Here is a 17,177-nt window from a genome sequence, read left to right as displayed (position 1 = left end):
ACTCTCCCGGGCACCTAACCCGGAAAAGTGTCACCCATGTCCTCGTACACCTGTTACCCATGTCCCCGGTCCATACACTGCGCCGCCTTGGGGCGGCCCGGCGGCGGCGCGGGCCTTCTTGCGGAGATCGCCACGCTGCGCATACTTCGTATGCTTGCTGCCCGCCCGAGGGGGCTGCGCCGCCTTGGGGCGGCCCGGCGGCGGCGCGGGCCTTCTTGCGGAGATCGCCACGCTGCGCATACTTCCATACTTCGTATGCTTGCTGCTCCCCAAGGGGCTGCGCCGCCTTGGGGCGGCCCGGCGGCGGCGCGGCCCGGCGGCAGCGCCTGCGGTAGACTTGCGTCACAACGCAATAGCAAATTGCCGCCTCCGGCGCGCAACCCCAGGAGTCCCCCGATGTCATTGGAAAAGCACTACACCGCCATTCTCGAACAATTGGGGGAGGATCCATCCCGCGAAGGCCTGGCCGACACGCCCGCCCGCGCGGCCAAAGCCATGCGGCACCTGTGCCGCGGCTACGCGCAAAATCTCGAAGAAATCGTCAACGGCGCGCTCTTCACCTCGGACACGCGCGAGATCGTGCTGGTCAAGAACATCGAGCTCTACTCGCTGTGCGAGCACCACATGTTGCCCTTCATCGGCAAGGCGCACGTGGCCTACCTGCCCAACGGCAAGGTCCTGGGCCTGTCCAAAGTGGCCCGCATCGTCGAAATGTATGCGCGCCGCCTGCAGATCCAGGAAAACCTCAGCCGCCAGGTGGCCGAGGCGGTCCAGTCGGTCACCGGCGCCGCGGGCGTGGCCGTCGTCATCGAAGCCCAGCACATGTGCATGATGATGCGCGGCGTCGAAAAGCAGAATTCGTCCATGGTCACCTCGGTCATGCTGGGCGAATTCCACGACAACCCCTCGACTCGGTCCGAATTTTTAAGCCTCATCCGCTAGCACGATCCTCATCCCCCTTTTGGCGCATAAGCAGGCCCGCCCGGCACAACCGGCGGGCCTGTTTCCTTGCTGCAAAGCTCGTCCAAGACAGGCCCCCTCATGGCACCAAACAAGCGCAGCACCGAAGACTAAAACGACACTCTCCACAAAAATAGCCGGCCGGCCACCGGGCCGTCCCAAGGCGGGCCAGTGTACGGACCGGGGACATAGGTAACAGGAGTACGGGGACATGGGTAACAGGTTGATCCGCTTACTTCATGGCTTTCAGATCCACTTGTCCTAGGCAGCGCAGCCCCTCATGGCACCAAACAACCGCAGCACCAGAGGCTAAAACGACGACCTCGGCAAAAATAGCCGGCCCGCCGCCGGGCCGCCCCAAGGCGGGCCAGCCCCCTCGGGGGGCAGCTAGCCCGCAAAGCGGGCGCGGCGTGGGGGCCCACACTTGGCTCCTACTGATCCGGGCATCTGGACCTAGCGTTCTCGTCTCATCCGGGCAAACTGACTATCAGCATGCCGGTCGCGCCGGAGCGCGGCCGTTCCTTCCCGGAGATCACCATGAACGCGATATACCGCCTCATCCGCCGCTGCACCCTGGCCGGCCTGGCCGCCGCGCTGCTGGCCGCTCCCGCGTACGCCCAGACCAAGCTCGTAGTCGGCTACCAGCTCATCGTCGGCCCGTTCCTGTCCGCGATCGCGGACGGCAGTTTCGATGCCGCGCTCAAGGAAGCCGGCTACAAGGTGGACTGGCGCCAGTTCACTTCCGGCGGCGATATTTCCACCGCCCTGGCCTCGGGCAACGTGCCGGTCGGCGTGCTGGGCTCGACCGGCATCACGGCCGCGGCCACGCGCGGCGTGGACATGGAGCTTTTCTGGATCCTCGACAACATCGGCAAGTCCGAAGCCCTGGTGGCGCGCAACGGTTCCGGCATCAACGGCACGGCCGACCTGAAGGGCAAGCGCGTCGCCACCCCCTTTGTGTCCACCTCCCACTTCCACTTGCTGGTGGGGCTGGAGCAGGTTTGGAAAATCAACCCGCGCGACGTCCGCATCCTGAACATGCAGCCGCCCCAGATCGTCGCCGCCTGGCAGCGCGGAGACATCGACGCCGCCTACGTCTGGCCACCCGCCCTGACCGAAATCGCCAAGACCGGCAAGATCATCGCCGACTCCGAGCAAATCGGCGCGGCCAGCGTGCCCACCTTCGACGGCATCGTGGTCGACCGCGCCTGGGCCGCCAAGAATCCCAAGTTCATGGCCGCGTTCACCGGCGTGCTGGCCAAGTCCTACGCCGACTACCGCGCCAACGGCGCCAAGTGGTCGGTGGACTCCCCGCAGGTCAAGGGCATGGTCAAGCTGATCGGCGGCAAGCCCGAAGACATGGTCGAGGCGCTGAAGCTGCTGGTCTACCCCACCGTGCAGGAACAGGCCTCCAACGAGTGGCTGGGCGGCGGCAAGGAATCGGGCGCCGCGCGCGCCTTCGCGGCCAGCGCCAACTTCCTCAAGAACCAGAAGCAGATCGACCGCGCCTTGGGCGACTACAGCCCCCACGTCACGGACAAGTACGCCAAGGCGGCGGCAAAGTAAGCGGCGCGCGAGGCTGGCGGGCTTCCCGCGCCGCCAGCCTCGCGCCACGGCGGCGCCCGCGGGCGCCGCCCCAATCCAGGGGATCCGGCATGACCACGCAGCAATCCGCATCCGCCGCGCAGCGCCTGTGCGCGGAGAAAGTCAGCGTCACCTATCCCGGCCTGCACGACAGCGGCCCGGTGATCGCCTTGCAGAACGTAAACCTGACCATCCAGCCGGGCGAATTTGTCGTCGCGCTGGGCGCCTCCGGCTGCGGCAAGACCACCCTGCTCAGCCTGCTGGCCGGGTTCCTGTCGCCGACCGAAGGCGAGATCACCCTGGGCGGCAAGCCCATCGTGGGCCCGGGCGCCGACCGCGGCGTGGTATTCCAGAAGCATGCCCTGCTGCCCTGGCTGAATGTGCTGGAAAACACGGAGTTCGGCCTGATGCTGCAAGGCGTGGACAAGGAAACCCGCCGCGCCCGCGCCCGCCGCAACCTGGAGCTGGTGGGCCTGCAGGACTTCCACCGCCACATGATCTACCAGCTGTCCGGCGGCATGCAGCAGCGCGTGGGCATCGCGCGCGCGCTGACCTGCGACCCCGCCATGCTGCTGATGGACGAGCCCATGGCGGCGCTCGACGCGCTCACCCGCGAAACCATCCAGGAACTGCTGCTGGACATCTGGCGGCAGACCAACAAGATGTTCTTCTTCATCACGCACAGCGTGGAAGAGGCGCTGTTCCTGGGATCGCGCCTGATTGTCATGTCGCCCCGCCCGGGCCGCATCACACACACCTTCACGCCCGATTTCAACCGGCGTTACCTGGAGACCCGAGATGGCCGCAGCATCAAATCCAGTCCCGACTTCATCGACATGCGGGAACAAGTCCTCGGCATCATCTATGGCGACGAGCGCGCCTCCGCCTCTCCCCAAGGCGTCCATGTCTAAGAGCCGCTCCGGGCACAAGCCCGCTACGCCAGGCATGGTGTACGGTGCGCCGGGCGCGGGCTACAGCGGGCACATCAGCCTGATCACCAGCCTGGCGCTGATCGCGCTGTGGTTCCTGGTCACCGGCGCCGGTTGGGTGCGGCCGCTGTTCCTGCCCTCGCCATTGGCCGTCTACGACAAGTTCGTCTTCGCCATGACAGAGGGCGTGGCCAATTCCACCCTGACCGAACACGCGATGGCCAGCTTGTCGCGGGTCTTCGGCGCCTTTTTCCTGGCCTGCCTGACCGCCATACCCGTCGGCATCCTGATGGGCGTGAACCGCTATGCGCGGGGCATCTTCGACCCGCCCATCGAGTTCTACCGCCCGCTGCCGCCACTGGCCTACCTGCCGCTCATCATCATCTGGTTCGGCATCGGCGAGTTTCCCAAGATCCTCCTGATCTACTTGGCGATCTTCGCCCCCATGGCGATCGCCGCGCGCGCCGGCGTGCGCTCGGTCTCCATCGAGCAGATCCATGCGGCCTACGCCATGGGCGGCTCGCGCGTGCAGATCGTCTGGCACGTCATCCTGAAGGCCGCCATGCCGGAAATCTTCACCGGCATGCGCATCGGCATCGGGGTGGGCTGGACCACGCTGGTCGCGGCGGAAATGGTGGCCGCCGACCGAGGCCTGGGCTTTATGGTGCTCAACGCCGCCCAGTTCCTGGCCAGCGACACGGTCATCATGGGCATCATCGTGATCGGCGTGTTTGCCTTCGCCTTCGACCTGCTGGTGCGCCACCTGGAAAAGTTCGTGATTCCCTGGAAGGGACGGGTCTGATGGCGAGCAGGGCAATCCCTCATTCCTTCCCCCATCCGGCTCCTCTATTCTGAGTAATGGTCCCCACGGCCAAGGCGGCGCGCTACGCGTCGCCTTGGCCTACGCGGCCTTCACAAGGGGGAGTCTTCATGTCCAGCCAGGCCTCGATGCTCAAGCCTGTGTTGTGGGAACGCCTGTTCGAACGGGAAAGCGCGCCCAACCTCAGCCTGCAGGGATGCGTGCGGCAGATGCTGGTGTCCGCCATCCTGAGCGGCCACCTGCCGCCCGGCACGCCGGTGCCGTCCAGCCGGCACCTCGCCGACCAACTGCGCATCGCGCGCAACACGGTCGTCTTCGCGTACCAGCAACTGGTCAGCGAAGGCTACCTGGTGTCGCGCGAGCGCAGCGGCCACTTCGTCAGCGATACGGTCATGCAGGGGCATTCCGCCCCGGCCGCCGACGCCGCCGTCCAGCCGGCCGGCGATAGCGCGCCCGCGGTGCGCTGGGACGAACGGCTGCGCTTCCGGCCATCCCGGCAGCGCAACATCACCAAGCCGCGCGACTGGCAGAAGCAGCCCTACCCCTTTGTCTACGCGCAGTTCGACCAGGACCTATTCCCCACCGCGGAATGGCGTGAATGCTGCATCAAGGCGCTGTCGGTCCTGGACATCCGCAGCTGGGCGCCCGACCTCATCACCCACGACGATCCGGCGCTGATCGAGCAGATCCGCACGCAGGTCCTGCCGCGCCGCGGAGTGTGGGCGGACGCCGAGGAAATCGTCATCACGGTGGGCGCGCAGCATGCGCTCTATCTGCTCGCCGACCTGCTGGTCAACGACGACACGGTGGTCGGCATGGAAGACCCCGGCTACCCCGACGCCCGCAACATCTTCGCCAGCCACACGCGCAACCTGCTGCCCATGCCGGTGGACGAACAGGGCCTCTGCACCGGCACGCACCTGCTGGGCTGCGATTATCTCTTCGTCACCCCCGGCCACCAGTGCCCTACGACGGTCACGCTCTCGATGGAACGGCGCCAAAGCCTGCTGGCGCTGGCGCGCCAGGCCGACAGCATGATCATCGAGGATGACTTCGAAAGCGAAAGCCGCTGGGGCGAAGGCGCCATCCCCGCGCTCAAGAGCCTGGACCGCGACGGCCGCGTCATCTACGTCGGCAGCCTGGCCAAGTCCTTCGCGCCCGGCCTGCGCATCGGTTACATCGTGGCCCCGCGCGAACTGACCAGCGAACTGCGCGCGCTGCGCCGGCTCATGCTGCGCCACCCGTCGGCCTACATCCAGCGCGCGTTTTCGCTTTTCATTTCGCTGGGCCACCACCACGCCTTGCTGCGCCGGCAATCCCAGGCCTACCAGAAGCGCGGCAACGAACTGTCGCGCGCGCTGGCGCAGCATCTGCCCGACTTCAAGGCGATCCCCATCACGGGGTCGTCTTCATGCTGGCTGCAGGGCCCGCCCTGGCTCGATGCCGTCGAGCTGTCCGAGGCGGCCCTGGCCGAGGGCGTGGTCGTGGAACCGGGCGACGTCTTCTTCATGAACGGCGCCGACGCGCCCCGCAACTTCCTGCGCGTGGGCTTCACGTCGATCCGCCCCGAACATATCGAGCCGGGCATCGTCAGGCTGGCCAATGTCGTCGGCCGCTACCGCGCCCGCGCCGATGGCAGGCCCGCCACGGAGGGCCCGGACATCAACGCCCTAGAGCAGTTCGTCTCGTAGGTAGTACCAGCGGTACAGCAGGCCCTGGCCCAGCCTGCGGAACGGGGCGAACGGGTGCCCGGGCAGAGGGGAATCGTAGATGGGAAGGTTCCAGGCCACGCCGTCCTTGCCCATCATCCGCTGCGCCAGCCGCCGACCGGCGTGGGCCGAGAACGCCACGCCATTGCCGCCATAGCCGAACGCGTAATACACGGGCTGCGCCGGATCGGGCTGCGTCACGCGCGGCATCATGTCGTGGCTGACGTCCACCCAGCCCCACCAGGAATACGCCACCTCCACCCCTTTCAGCGCGGGGAACTTGCGCGCCAGCCCGTCGCGCAGCAGGGCCAGGTGGCGGGGATGCTCCGCGTCGGCCCCGCGCAGCGCGCTGCGGCTGCCGATCTGCATGCGCCCGTCCGGCAGCAGCCGGTAATAGAAACGCAGGGTCCGCGTATCGGTAATGAAGACCGTGCTCTTCAAACCGGCCGCCTCGCGCTCCTCGGGCGATAGCACGCGCGTCACCAGCGAATTCGACAGCACCGGCATGATCCGGCTGTCCAGCAGGCGGTTGACACCCTGCGCGGTATAGCCGCCGGTCGCGAATGCGACGCGGCGCGCGCGCACCACGCCTCCCGGCGTTTCGAGCCGCACCCTGCCGTTCTCGGCGCGCCAGCCCACCACGGGACTGCCCGGATGGACCCGCACGCCCAGCGCCCGCGCCTGCCTCAGGTAGCCGTAGGCGAGCTTCAGCGGATGCACGCCCACGCCTTCGGCTTCATGCATTGCGCCCACCGCCTCGCGGTCGTTCACATAGCGCTCGCGCAATTCCTCCTTGCTGAGCATTTTCGTGTCGTAGCCGAAGATCTCGCGCATCACGCGCGCCTCGTTCTCCAGGAACGCCATCTTCTTCTGGCGATGCGCCGTATACAGGTGCCCGCCCGGCTGCGCGTCGCAGTCCACCTGCGCGACCAGGCTTTTCCAGTACTCGAAACCTTCGCGGATCTCCGCGTCCAGGCGCTTGGCCGTGTCCAGGCCCCAGCGTTCGATCCATTGCGAACGGTACAGGCGCCCCGAAGCGTTCTGCCCCTGCCCGCCGTTGCGGCTGGTGCAGCCCCAGACCACGCGATTGGCCTCCAGCACCACCGCCTTCACGCCGAAGTCCCGCGCCAGGGTCAGGGCGGCGGACAGCCCGGTGAAGCCGGAGCCGACGATCACGACGTCGGCGTCGAAATCGCCGTCGACGGGGCCGTCGTCCTCAGGCGGGGCGCCCGCGGTCGCGACCCAGTACGTGGGCGCGTAGTCCTGCCCTCGGCCGGGCGGCGACACCAGTGGATCGTAGGCCGGGTTGTATGCGCTGATTGCCGCCCCGCCCGCGTGGGCCGGGCCTTCAGGTTGGAAGGACATTTGGGTATCCATGCTGCGGTTCCGGTTGCTGAGTGCGTAGCGGGCGTCAGGATCGCGCCGGCAAGGCCGGCCGCTGTTTGCGGAATGCGTTCTTCACGCGGATCTTGCCGTCGTGGAACGTGAAGACATCCACCATGTCCGCCTCGACCCTGGAACCGTCCGCCGCGGTGCCGGTGAACGTGGACTCCGACACGCCCCGGTCTCCGGCAACCCAGTGCTTTCCGTTGCGCCACTGCGCGTCGGGAAAGGAAGCCCAGGCCGCGGCAAACGCCGCGCGCACCGCGTCGCGCCCGGTGTGCCGCGTGCCCCATTGCTCGGGCCCGCCCACGGTTTCGAATACGCAGTCGTCGCTCATGAAGGACATCAGGGCATCGATGTCGTGGCGGTTCCAGGCCGCCGCGAATTCGGCCAACGTGTCCGCGGTGACGGTCTTGTGCATTGCCTACCTCCGGTAGAAGCCTGCGCGAAATGCGCCAGCGTTCAGGGTCCAAGGTAAGTGAGCCGCCGGGGGGGGTCTAGAACCAGAAACGGGAAATCGCTTGCACCAGAACGCGCATTCGATGCGCGCGGCGCCGCTACGCCTCGGCGGGCGCGAGCCATGCCGCCACCGCGCCCGGATCGACTTCGCCGCGCAGGCCGATCAGCACCAGCGCGGGCTCGTCCAGGCCGACAGGCGGCCTGGCCCGCGTGTCATAGCGCACCCGGCGCCCGGCCAGTTGCACCAGCACGAGACCGTGCCGGTCCGTGCGCACCCAGCCCTTCGCGCGCAGCAGTTGCCGCGGCATCTGCCTGAGCCGCTCGGCCAGCCTGTCGGCGTCGAGCAGATCCGGCGCCCGCCACAGCCAGCTCTCGAACGGATGGTCCGGTTCCTGGGCGTGGTGCGCGGGATGGCTGCAATCCGCCGCATGGCAATCGTGATGCGCAGGATGCCCGGCGGCGGTTTCCCCCATCAGGTAACGCAGGTCCACGCGCCCTTCGCTCGCCTCGATCAGCGGCGCGCCTTCGGTCACGCCATGGAGCCAGGCGCGCAGCGCCGCGCGTTCCTCGCCCGGAACCAGATCGGTCTTGTTCAGCACCAGCAGATCGGCCGCCCGGAACTGGCGCGCTAGCGTATCGGCCAGCAGCGGATCCGCCGCCACGGCACGCACGTTCGCGGCGTCGGCCACGACCACCACGCCCTCCAGCTGGAGCAGCGGATCGGACATGCCGACCTGGGCGATGCGGCCCGGATCCGAAACGCCGCTGGCCTCGATCACGATCCATTCGGGCAACGGGTCCAGCGCCAGCACGCGCGCCAGCGCATCGTCCAGCCCGCCCGCCATCGAACAGCAGACACAGCCGTTGGCCAGCCGGATCACCTCGTCCGCGCGATCCGCGATCAGCCCCGCGTCGATGTCGACCGGGCCGAAGTCATTCACCAGCACCGCCGCGCGGCGGCAGCTCGTGGCCAGCACGTGATTGAGGAGCGTCGTCTTGCCGGCGCCCAGGAAGCCTCCCACCACCGTCAGCGCGATGCGCGCCGGCGCCCCGCCTTGCGGCGTCATGTCAGCCCTCCCGCAACGCCAGCGGCCTGCCGCCGATCACCGTGCCCGCCACCGGAACGTCTTTCAGTTTGTCGGCCGGCACGGTCAGCGGATCGTCCTCCAGCACGCAGAAGTCCGCGTGCTTGCCGACTTCGATCGAGCCCACCATGTGGTCCAGATGCAGCGTATAGGCCGCGCCCAGCGTTACCGCATGCAGCGCGGCGTCCACGCCGATCCGCTCGGACTCTCCCAGCACTCTGCCGGACGAGGTTTGCCGGTTCACCGCGCACCACGCGGTGAACAGCGGGCCCAGAGGCGTGATCGGCGCATCCGAGTGGATCGAGAACGGCACGCCGGCGCGCGCGGCCGTGGCGCAGGCGTCCATCCGGTTGGCCCGGTCCGGCCCCATGGTCAGCGCATGGTGCGCGTCGCCCCAGTAGAAGATGTGGTTGGCGAAAAGATTGGCGCACATGCCCAGGCTGGCCATGCGCCGGAACTGCGCCGCGTCGGCCATCTGGCAATGCTGCAGCGTGTGGCGGTGATCGCGCCGCGGACTACGGCGCAAGGCCCGGTCCACCGCCTCGATCGCCAGCTGCGTGGCCTCGTCACCGTTGGTGTGGATGTGCATCTGCACCCCCGCGTCGTGGTAGGCCTGCACCAGCGTATCCAGTTCGGCCGGCGCGATGACCCAGATGCCATTGGGCGCGCCGTTGTAATAGCCCGGCCAGCGCACCCTGGCCGTAAAGCCCTGGATCGATCCGTCCACCACCAGCTTGACCATGCCGAAATGCAGTTTGCCGTGGTTCAGCCGCCGGGCCTCCTCCAGTTTCGCCAGGCAGCGCGCCGGATCGCCGGCATACGTCAAGGCCGAGGCGGCCGGCACGATGCGCACGGGATAATCGGGTTCGGCGGTGACGCGGGCCAGCGTTGCCAGCCCCTCGTCGCCAAGTTCGTTGACCAGGTCCGTGGCAGTGGTAACCCCGGCCCATTGCGCGACCTTCCCGAACATGCGCAGGCCGTCTTCGGACACGCCCACCGTGCGGAATGGACTGCCGATCAGCCGCATGACCGGGAACATCGCCGCGAACTCGCAGAGCTCGCCGCTGGGCTGCCCGTTCTCCATCCGGGTCACGCCCTCGATGTCCGTGTCGCGGTCGATGCCGGCCTTGGCCAGCATCGGCGTATTGACGTTCATCAGGTGCATGCTGGCGTGCATGACCACGACCGGCCGCCGCGGCGACACCGCGTCCAGGTCCCGGACGTCCATCCTTCGCCCCTCGAAGAAGATCGGGTCGAAGCCCCAGCCGATCAGCGTCGCATCCGGCGCCAAGTCGCGCTCGGCCTCGCTCAACCTCGCGGCGACGGCATCGAGGCGCTTCAAGCCCTCCCAGAGCCGGCCGTCGGGTCCGCGCCGATCGTAGAAGCCGACATACACGAACTTCCACATGCCGCCCTCGGGCAAATGGCAGTGCCCTTCCACCAGGCCCGGCATGAGCACCTTGTCCGCGTAACGGCCGTCGATCTCCGCGGGGCCCCACCCGGCGAGCGATTCCTTGCTGCCCACGCCCAGGATGCGGCCGTCGCGCACGGCGACGTGCGTGGCCCGCGGCTGGGCCGGGTTCATGGTCAGGATACTGCGCGCGGCATAGATGGTCGTGGCGGACTCGGTCATCTGGCTCTCCTCTGGACTTCCTGGGTTCAGCCCCGCAGCGGCGACTCGAGGACGCCGTTGCGGGATTCAACGAAATGGCAGGCCACGCGGTGGCCCGGGGCGACTTCCCGCAGCGCCGGCTCGCTCGTTGCGCACAGCGGCTGCGCGGCCGGACAGCGCCCCGCGAAGCGGCAGCCGGGCGGCGGGTCCACCGGGCTGGGCGGATCCCCCGCCAGCCGCACCCGCCGCGCGGCGAGCTCGCGCCCGCCCTTGACCGTCGGCACCGCCGACATCAGGGCCACGCTATAGGGATGCAGTGGACGCGAGAAGAATGCTTGCCGCGAGGTCTGCTCGATGATCTTGCCCAGGTACATGACGGCGATGTCGTCGCAGATGTGCTCGACCACCGCCATGTCGTGGGAAATGAAAAGGAAGGACTGCCCCTGCTCGCGCTGGATCCGCCGCAGCAGGTTCAGGATCTGCGCCCGGATCGCGATGTCCAGCGCGGAGACCGGCTCGTCGCACACGATCAGATCGGGCGCGCTGGCCAGCGCGCGCGCCACGTTCAGGCGCTGCCGCTGCCCGCCCGAGAACTGGTGCGGAAACAGCTGGCGCTGCTCCGGGCGCAATCCGACCAGCTCGAACATCCGGGCCACGCGCGCTTCGCGGCCGCCGGGCGGGTCGATGCCCATCAGGTCCAGCGGCGAACGCACGATGTCACCCGCCCGCTGGCGCGGATTGAGCGACGAATACGGATCCTGGAACACGAGCTGCAGGCGCCGCCGCATGCGGCGCAGGTCGGCGCCGCGCAAGGCGGTCAGGTCGGTGCCGTCGAAATGGATGGAGCCCGAGGTCGGGTCGGCCAGGCGCAGCACCGAAAGCGCCGTCGTGGTCTTGCCCGATCCGGACTCGCCCACGATCGCCAGGGTGCGTCCGCGCGCCAGTTCGAAAGACACGCCGTCCACGGCCTTGACGACTATCGGCTTGCCATCGCGGCCGCGGCCGCCGATAGGGAAATGCACGGCAAGATCCCGCACCGACAGTAAGGCGGGGGCATTCGGCTGTGTCATGGCTTGGCCTCCGGATACAGCCAGCAGGCCACTTCCTGCGTGCCGCCGACGCGCGTCAGCGGCGGAAAGGTGTCCCGGCAGCGGGGCATCGCCTGGCCGCAGCGTTCCAGGAACGGACAGCCCGAGCCGCGCTCCCACACCGACGGCACCACGCCGGGAATCTCCGGCAGGTCCGGACGGATGTCGGTGGGTTCGCGGTCCAGTTCGGGCAGGCAGGCGATCAGCCCGCGGGTATAGGGGTGGCTCGGATGCGCCAGGATCTCGCGGACGCCGCCCTGCTCCACCACCCGCCCGCCATACATCACCACGACGCGGTCGGCCATCTCGGACACCGCGCCCATGTCGTGCGTAATCAGCAGCACGGCGGTGCCGCGCCGCGCCTGCTGCTCGCGCAGCAGATCGAAAATCTGCGCCTGCACCGTCACGTCCAGCGCGGTGGTCGGCTCGTCGGCGATCAGGACATCCGGGTCGCAGGCCAGCGCGATGGCGATCATCACCCGCTGCCGCATGCCGCCGGACATCTGGTGCGGATAGTCGTCCACGCGCCGCTCCGGCAAGGGAATTCCGACCGACTTCAGCATGTCGATGGCGCGTGCGCGCGCCTGAGCCTTGCCCATGCCCTGGTGCAGCCGCAGCGGTTCCGCGATCTGGTCGCCCACCGTGTACACCGGGTTCAGCGCGGTCATGGGCTCCTGGAAGATCATGGAAATCTTGTTGCCCCGCACCTGCCGCATCGCCTCTTCGTCATGGTCGGCCAAGTTGTCGCCGCGCAGGCGCACGCTGCCGGCGCCGATGTGGCCCAGCGGCGGAATCAGGCGCATGATGGCCAGCGCCGTCATGCTCTTGCCGCAACCGGACTCGCCCACCAGACAGAGCGTCTCGCCCGGGCGCAGGTCGAAGCTCACCGCGCTCAGCACCTCGGCCACGCGCCCGCGCACGCGGAATTCCAGGCTCAGACGGTCCACTTCGAGGACGGGAACGTGGTCCATGGCGTTCATGAGCGCCCCCGCGAGTTGGGATTGAGCGCGTCGTTCAGGCCGTCGCCGATCAGGCTGACCGCCAGCACCGTCACGAAAATGGCTGCCCCCGGCAAGGTAACGGCCCACCAGGCCGTCAGGATGTAGGGCCGGTTGCTGCCGATCATGAGCCCCCAGCTCATGATGTTCGGATCGCCCAGCCCCAGGAACGACAGGCCGGCCTCGAACAGGATCGCCATGCCGATGGCCAGCGTGGCCGACACGATCAGCGGCGCCAGCGCATTGGGCAGGATCACCCGCCAGATGATGCGCGCATCCCCCGCGCCGATCACCCGTTCCGCCAGCACGTACTCGCGCCGTTTCAGCCGTAGGAATTCGCCGCGCGCCAGCCGCGCCGTTCCGGTCCAGCTGACCACGCCGATCGCAACCGCGATGGTCGCAAGCGAAGGAGAGAACAGCGTCACCAGCACCATGGCGAACAACAACGTAGGCAACACCTGGAAAAACTCGGTGATGCGCATCAGCGTTTCGTCGACCCATCCCCCGTAGTAGCCCGCCAGCGCCCCGACCGTCAGGCCGATGGCCATGGACAGCACGGCGGCCACCACGCCGACCAGCAAAGTGGCCCGGCCGCCATAGACCATGCCGGTCAGCACGTCGCGCCCCAGGTAGTCCGTGCCCAATAGCGCGTCCTCCCCCGGCGGGCTCATCGGCGCGCCGGCGATCTCGAACGGATCCGCATTCATCAGCATGGGCCCGAAAATCGTCACCGCCAGGATGGCCGCCAGCAGCAACACGCCGGCCACCGCGGAGGGATTGCGCACGAACACCCGCAGGGCCTCGTAGGATTGCCGCGCCAGCGGCCGGGCCGCCGCGCCTGTCGGGGCGGCAATGGGAACGGCGGAAGGAACTTGGCTCATGTCGTCTTGATCCTGGGATCGATCAGGCGGTAGGCCAGATCGGTGAGCTGGTTCATCACCACCACGAGCAGCGATGCGAACAGCAGAATCCCCAGCAGCGTGGGGTAGTCGCGCCTGAGCACGGAGTCGAATGCCAGGCGTCCCAGCCCGGGCCAGTTGAAAACCGTTTCGACCAGGATGGCGCCCGCCAGCACATTGCCGAACTGCAGGCCCAGCATGGTCACCACCGGCAGCACGCCGTTGCGCAGCGCGTGCTTGTACAGGACCGAACGCTCCGGCAGGCCCTTGGCACGGGCGGTGCGGATGTAATCGGCGGACAGGGCCTCCATGACGCTGGCGCGCGCCAGCCGGCTGTACTGCGCCAGGTACACGAAGGCCAGCGTGAAGGCCGGCAGGACCAGGTGGTGCAGCACGTCCAGCACCCCTGCCCACCCGTCTTCCGGGCCGCCGGCCGAACGCATGTCGGAGACCGGAAAAATCGGCAGCACCGAGGCGAACAGCAGGATCAGGATGATGCCGGTCCAGAACACCGGCGCCGAATAGCCCACGACGGACAGCAGCGTGATGCCCTGCGACAGCGGCCCGTTGGGCCTGCGCGCGGCCAGCGTGCCCAGCAGCGTGCCCACCAGGAACGCGCCCAGCACCGAGGTCACCACCAGCAGCAGCGTGGCCGGCACGCGCTCCCAGATCAGCTGGGCCACCGATACGTTGAAAAAGTAGGAATAGCCCAGGTCGCCGCGCAGCACCTGTGACAGGTACAAGCCCAGTTGCACCAGGAAGGGCTTGTCCAGCCCGTACTGCGTGCGCAGCTGTGCGCGCAGCTCTTCGCTAATGCCGCCCATCGACCCGGCGATCGTCTCGACCGGATCCCCCGGCGAGATGTGGATCAGCAGGAAATTCAGCGTCACCACGGCCAGCAGCAGCACCAGCGCATAGGCCAGGCGGCGCAAGAGATAGCGCGTCATGGCGGCCTCCTTACTGCAGGTACGTATCGTCCATCGGCGACATGACGCCCCAGATCCCCTCGGGCAAGGCGTGCACCTTCTTGGACGTCAAGGTGTGGTACGGGATCACGGTCAGGAAATCGATGGGCAGGTCTTCGGTGACGATGCGCTGGAATTCGCCATACAGCGCGCGACGCTTGTCCAGATCGGTCTCCGTGCCCGCCTGCTCGAGCAGGGTATCGACCTTGGGATTGGAGTAGGACTGCGTGTTGGTCCAGATGATGTCGCGGATGTTGCTGGACAGATAGGTGCGGTGCACGCCGATCACGGGATCGCCCCAGTTGAAGACGATGTCGGTGGTCATGTCGAAATCGTGGCTGGCGATGCGCTTGGCCCAGGTCGGGAAGTCCGGCGACGCGCGCACCTGCACGGCAATGCCGACCTTCTTCAGCTGGCTGCGCAGATACTCGGCCACGTTCTTACCCTGCACGTCGGAACCTGGCATGTAGTCCACGGTAAGCGACAGGCGCTCACCCTTGCCGTCCTTCTTGAAGCCCGCTTCTTCCAGCAGCTGCTCGGACTTCTTCAGGTCCAGCGGGTATTTCTTGACGTCCTGGCTGGCGAACGGGCTCGTGCCGATGATCGGGCCGTTCGCGGGCGACGCGAAGCCCGCGTTCAGCGCCTTGGTGATGAAGCCCTTGTCGATCGCGTACGCGATGGCCTGGCGCACCCGCACGTCGTTCAGCGGCTTGCGGGCCGTGTTGAAGGCCAGCCAGCTCAGCGCCCCGATGCCTTCGTAGCCCTTGCTGGTCATGGCGATGGCCGGATTATCCTTGGCGCGCCGCAGGATGGTCGGTTCGGTCATGAACGGCAGGGCCGCGATGTCGCCGCGTTCCAGCCCGATCAGCAGGTTGGTGGCGTCCGGATTGATCTTCACGACGATCCGGTCCAGGTAGGGTTTTCCAGGCAGGAAGAACTTGTCGAACCGCTCCAGCACGATCTCCTGGCCCGGCTTGAATTCCTTGAACACGAACGGGCCGGAACCGACCACGTTGGCCGAGTTGCGCGGATGCGTTTTCAGGTCCTGGCCGTCGTCGTAGATGTGCTTGGGCAGCACGGGCATCAAGGCCGGCGACAGCGCCAGCAGAATGGCCGGATGCGGCTTGCTCATGCGCAGCACCGCCGTATAGGGATCCGGCGTGTCGACGGCCTCCACGGGCGCGAACATGGTCTGGAACGGATGGTTCTTCTTGACGGCCATGACCGAGAACGCCACGTCCGCCGAGGTAACCGGCTTGCCATCGTGGAATAGCGCGTCCTTGCGCAGGCGCAGCGTCAGCGACTTGCCGTCCGGCGCGAGCTCCCAGGATTGCGCCAGATAGGGCTGCGGTTTCCAGTCGGCGTCGTAGCGCAGCGGGCTGGCGAACAGCTGCGCGCTGGGCAGCGCGGTCGCGGTGCCCGACTGGACCGCGCCGTTCAGGTGCCGCGGCACCTGCGTCGAACCGATAACCAGCGTGCCGCCCCGCTTGGGAGCGTCCGCCGCCATGGAGGCGCCCGTCATGGCCAACGCGGCCAACATCGTCGTCAAGTATTTTCTTGCGCTGCGCATGTTCAACCCCTTAGTGTTCTGTCTCACGGGCCATTCAATGGATGGTCTTGGAGGTAGCGTAGCCAGCCTGCGGGCTCGGGCTTAGTACCAAACCGCCGGACTTTTTGGAGCCAGGGCCGGCAGCGCGGGCGCGGCGGTCAGCCGGCGAGCGCGCGCGTACAGCGCGGCCACCGCGCAGCTGTTCACGCGGGCCAGCACGGAATCGGAGCGGCTCGTCAGCAGCACCGGCACGCGAGTGCCCAGCACCAGCCCCGCCGTGCCCGCGCCGGCCAGCCACGTCAGCTCCTTGTAGAGCATGTTGCCGGCCTCGATGTCCGGCACGAGCAGGATGTCGGCATCCCCGGCCACGTTCGACACGATGCCCTTCTGGTCCGCCGCCATGCGCGAAATGGCGTTGTCGAACGCCAGCGGGCCGTCGATCTCTCCACCCTGGATCTGATGGCGATCGGCCATCTTCGACAGGGCCGCCGCGTCCAGCGTGGCAGGCATCGACGGATTGACCGATTCGGTGGCGCACAGCACCGCCAGCTTGGGCCGCGCCACGCCCAGCGCGCGCGCCAGGTCGATGGCGTTCTGCGCGATGTCCGCCTTCTCCTGCAAGGTGGGCGCGATATTGACCGCCGCGTCGGTCAGGATGAAGAGCTTGGGATAGGCCGCCACCGCCATCACGAAGGCGTGGCTGATGCGCCTGGCGGTGCGCAGTCCGGCGTCGCGCGCCACCACGGCCGACATGAAGTGGTCGGTGTGCAGGCTTCCCTTCATCAGCATGCGCACGGTGCCGTCGCGCGCCAGCGCGGCAGCCGCGCAGGCCGCCTGCTTTTCGTCGTCCGGCGTATCGACTACCTCCAGCTCGCCCTCGGCCAGGCCCGCCTCCGCCATCAGCGGCCGCAGCCGGCGTGCCGGCCCCACCAGCACCGGTTCGATGTAGCCCGCGTCGCGCGCCTGGACCGCTGCGCCCAGGCTCGTGGGGCACAGGGGATAGGCCACTGCCGTGCGCAGGCGCCCCGCCGACAGCGCAGCGCTGCGCAGCGGCTCGAACAATCGATCGCTTTCCATGTTTCTGTGCTCCTGCCGCGGACGATCCGCAGGGCCAAGCCGGGGAAACCCGGCGCGGAC

The 17,177-nt window shown here is 67.9% G+C and carries 15 protein-coding genes; 5 read left to right on the top strand and 10 right to left on the bottom strand.

The window, feature by feature from the left end; translation table 11 throughout:
• Nucleotides 1–396 precede the first annotated feature (396 nt).
• The 5 genes from folE to pdxR all read left to right on the top strand — a co-directional run bounded on the left by folE (nt 397) and on the right by pdxR (nt 5,984).
• Nucleotides 397–942: a GTP cyclohydrolase I FolE gene (folE, locus tag AGI3411_RS25325; RefSeq protein WP_208748171.1), complete on the top strand. Its 546-nt coding sequence runs from the start codon at nt 397–399 to the stop codon at nt 940–942.
• A gap of 555 nt (nt 943–1,497) precedes the next feature.
• Nucleotides 1,498–2,526 carry a taurine ABC transporter substrate-binding protein gene (gene tauA, locus AGI3411_RS25320; protein ID WP_129530080.1) on the top strand — a complete coding sequence of 343 codons (1,029 nt, stop codon included), beginning with the start codon at nt 1,498–1,500 and terminating at the stop codon, nt 2,524–2,526.
• An 89-nt stretch (nt 2,527–2,615) separates the two neighbouring features.
• Nucleotides 2,616–3,455, top strand: a complete 840-nt coding sequence (locus AGI3411_RS25315; protein WP_129530079.1) for a taurine ABC transporter ATP-binding protein — start codon at nt 2,616–2,618, stop codon at nt 3,453–3,455.
• Complete coding sequence (locus AGI3411_RS25310) at nt 3,448–4,275, top strand: ABC transporter permease subunit (protein ID WP_129530078.1); 828 nt, start codon at nt 3,448–3,450, stop codon at nt 4,273–4,275. Before AGI3411_RS25315 ends, AGI3411_RS25310 begins: the two co-directional genes overlap by 8 nt.
• A gap of 128 nt (nt 4,276–4,403) precedes the next feature.
• Nucleotides 4,404–5,984: a MocR-like pyridoxine biosynthesis transcription factor PdxR gene (gene pdxR, locus AGI3411_RS25305; RefSeq protein WP_129530077.1), complete on the top strand. Its 1,581-nt coding sequence runs from the start codon at nt 4,404–4,406 to the stop codon at nt 5,982–5,984.
• Here the strand turns inward: pdxR and AGI3411_RS25300 are convergent.
• From AGI3411_RS25300 to AGI3411_RS25255, 10 genes are all read right to left on the bottom strand, one after another.
• Nucleotides 5,964–7,367, bottom strand: a complete 1,404-nt coding sequence (locus tag AGI3411_RS25300) for an NAD(P)/FAD-dependent oxidoreductase (protein ID WP_208748170.1) — start codon at nt 7,365–7,367, stop codon at nt 5,964–5,966. The genes pdxR and AGI3411_RS25300 overlap by 21 nt on opposite strands.
• A gap of 46 nt (nt 7,368–7,413) precedes the next feature.
• Nucleotides 7,414–7,806, bottom strand: a complete 393-nt coding sequence (locus AGI3411_RS25295) for a nuclear transport factor 2 family protein (protein ID WP_129530075.1) — start codon at nt 7,804–7,806, stop codon at nt 7,414–7,416.
• A 136-nt stretch (nt 7,807–7,942) separates the two neighbouring features.
• Complete coding sequence (locus tag AGI3411_RS25290) at nt 7,943–8,911, bottom strand: CobW family GTP-binding protein (RefSeq protein WP_129530074.1); 969 nt, start codon at nt 8,909–8,911, stop codon at nt 7,943–7,945.
• A gap of 1 nt (nt 8,912) precedes the next feature.
• On the bottom strand, nt 8,913–10,562 hold the full coding sequence (locus AGI3411_RS25285) for an amidohydrolase (protein WP_129530073.1): 1,650 nt from the start codon (nt 10,560–10,562) through the stop codon (nt 8,913–8,915).
• 26 nt (nt 10,563–10,588) lie between these two features.
• Nucleotides 10,589–11,611 carry an ABC transporter ATP-binding protein gene (locus AGI3411_RS25280; protein WP_129530072.1) on the bottom strand — a complete coding sequence of 341 codons (1,023 nt, stop codon included), beginning with the start codon at nt 11,609–11,611 and terminating at the stop codon, nt 10,589–10,591.
• The gene (locus AGI3411_RS25275) at nt 11,608–12,609 is read right to left on the bottom strand and encodes an ABC transporter ATP-binding protein (RefSeq protein ID WP_425265377.1); all 1,002 of its coding nucleotides are present in this window, start codon (nt 12,607–12,609) and stop codon (nt 11,608–11,610) included. The genes AGI3411_RS25280 and AGI3411_RS25275 overlap by 4 nt, the downstream gene beginning before the upstream one ends.
• Nucleotides 12,606–13,508, bottom strand: coding sequence for an ABC transporter permease (locus AGI3411_RS25270; RefSeq protein ID WP_129530071.1), 903 nt, complete (start codon nt 13,506–13,508; stop codon nt 12,606–12,608). The genes AGI3411_RS25275 and AGI3411_RS25270 overlap by 4 nt, the downstream gene beginning before the upstream one ends.
• Entirely contained in the window at nt 13,505–14,473 is a 969-nt protein-coding gene (locus tag AGI3411_RS25265; RefSeq protein WP_129530070.1) for an ABC transporter permease, read from the bottom strand. Before AGI3411_RS25265 ends, AGI3411_RS25270 begins: the two co-directional genes overlap by 4 nt.
• A gap of 10 nt (nt 14,474–14,483) precedes the next feature.
• Nucleotides 14,484–16,061 (bottom strand): ABC transporter substrate-binding protein, encoded by a 1,578-nt coding sequence (locus AGI3411_RS25260; protein ID WP_129530069.1) that lies wholly within the window; start codon nt 16,059–16,061, stop codon nt 14,484–14,486.
• A gap of 81 nt (nt 16,062–16,142) precedes the next feature.
• On the bottom strand, nt 16,143–17,117 hold the full coding sequence (locus tag AGI3411_RS25255) for a bifunctional enoyl-CoA hydratase/phosphate acetyltransferase (protein ID WP_129530068.1): 975 nt from the start codon (nt 17,115–17,117) through the stop codon (nt 16,143–16,145).
• Between the last annotated feature and the right edge of the window lie 60 nt (nt 17,118–17,177).

Source organism: Achromobacter agilis (assembly GCF_900496965.1).
GTDB classification, from domain to species: domain Bacteria; phylum Pseudomonadota; class Gammaproteobacteria; order Burkholderiales; family Burkholderiaceae_B; genus Achromobacter; species Achromobacter agilis.
The sequence above is the reverse complement of the archived record's forward strand: the minus strand, read 5'-3'. Positions and strand labels throughout refer to the sequence as shown.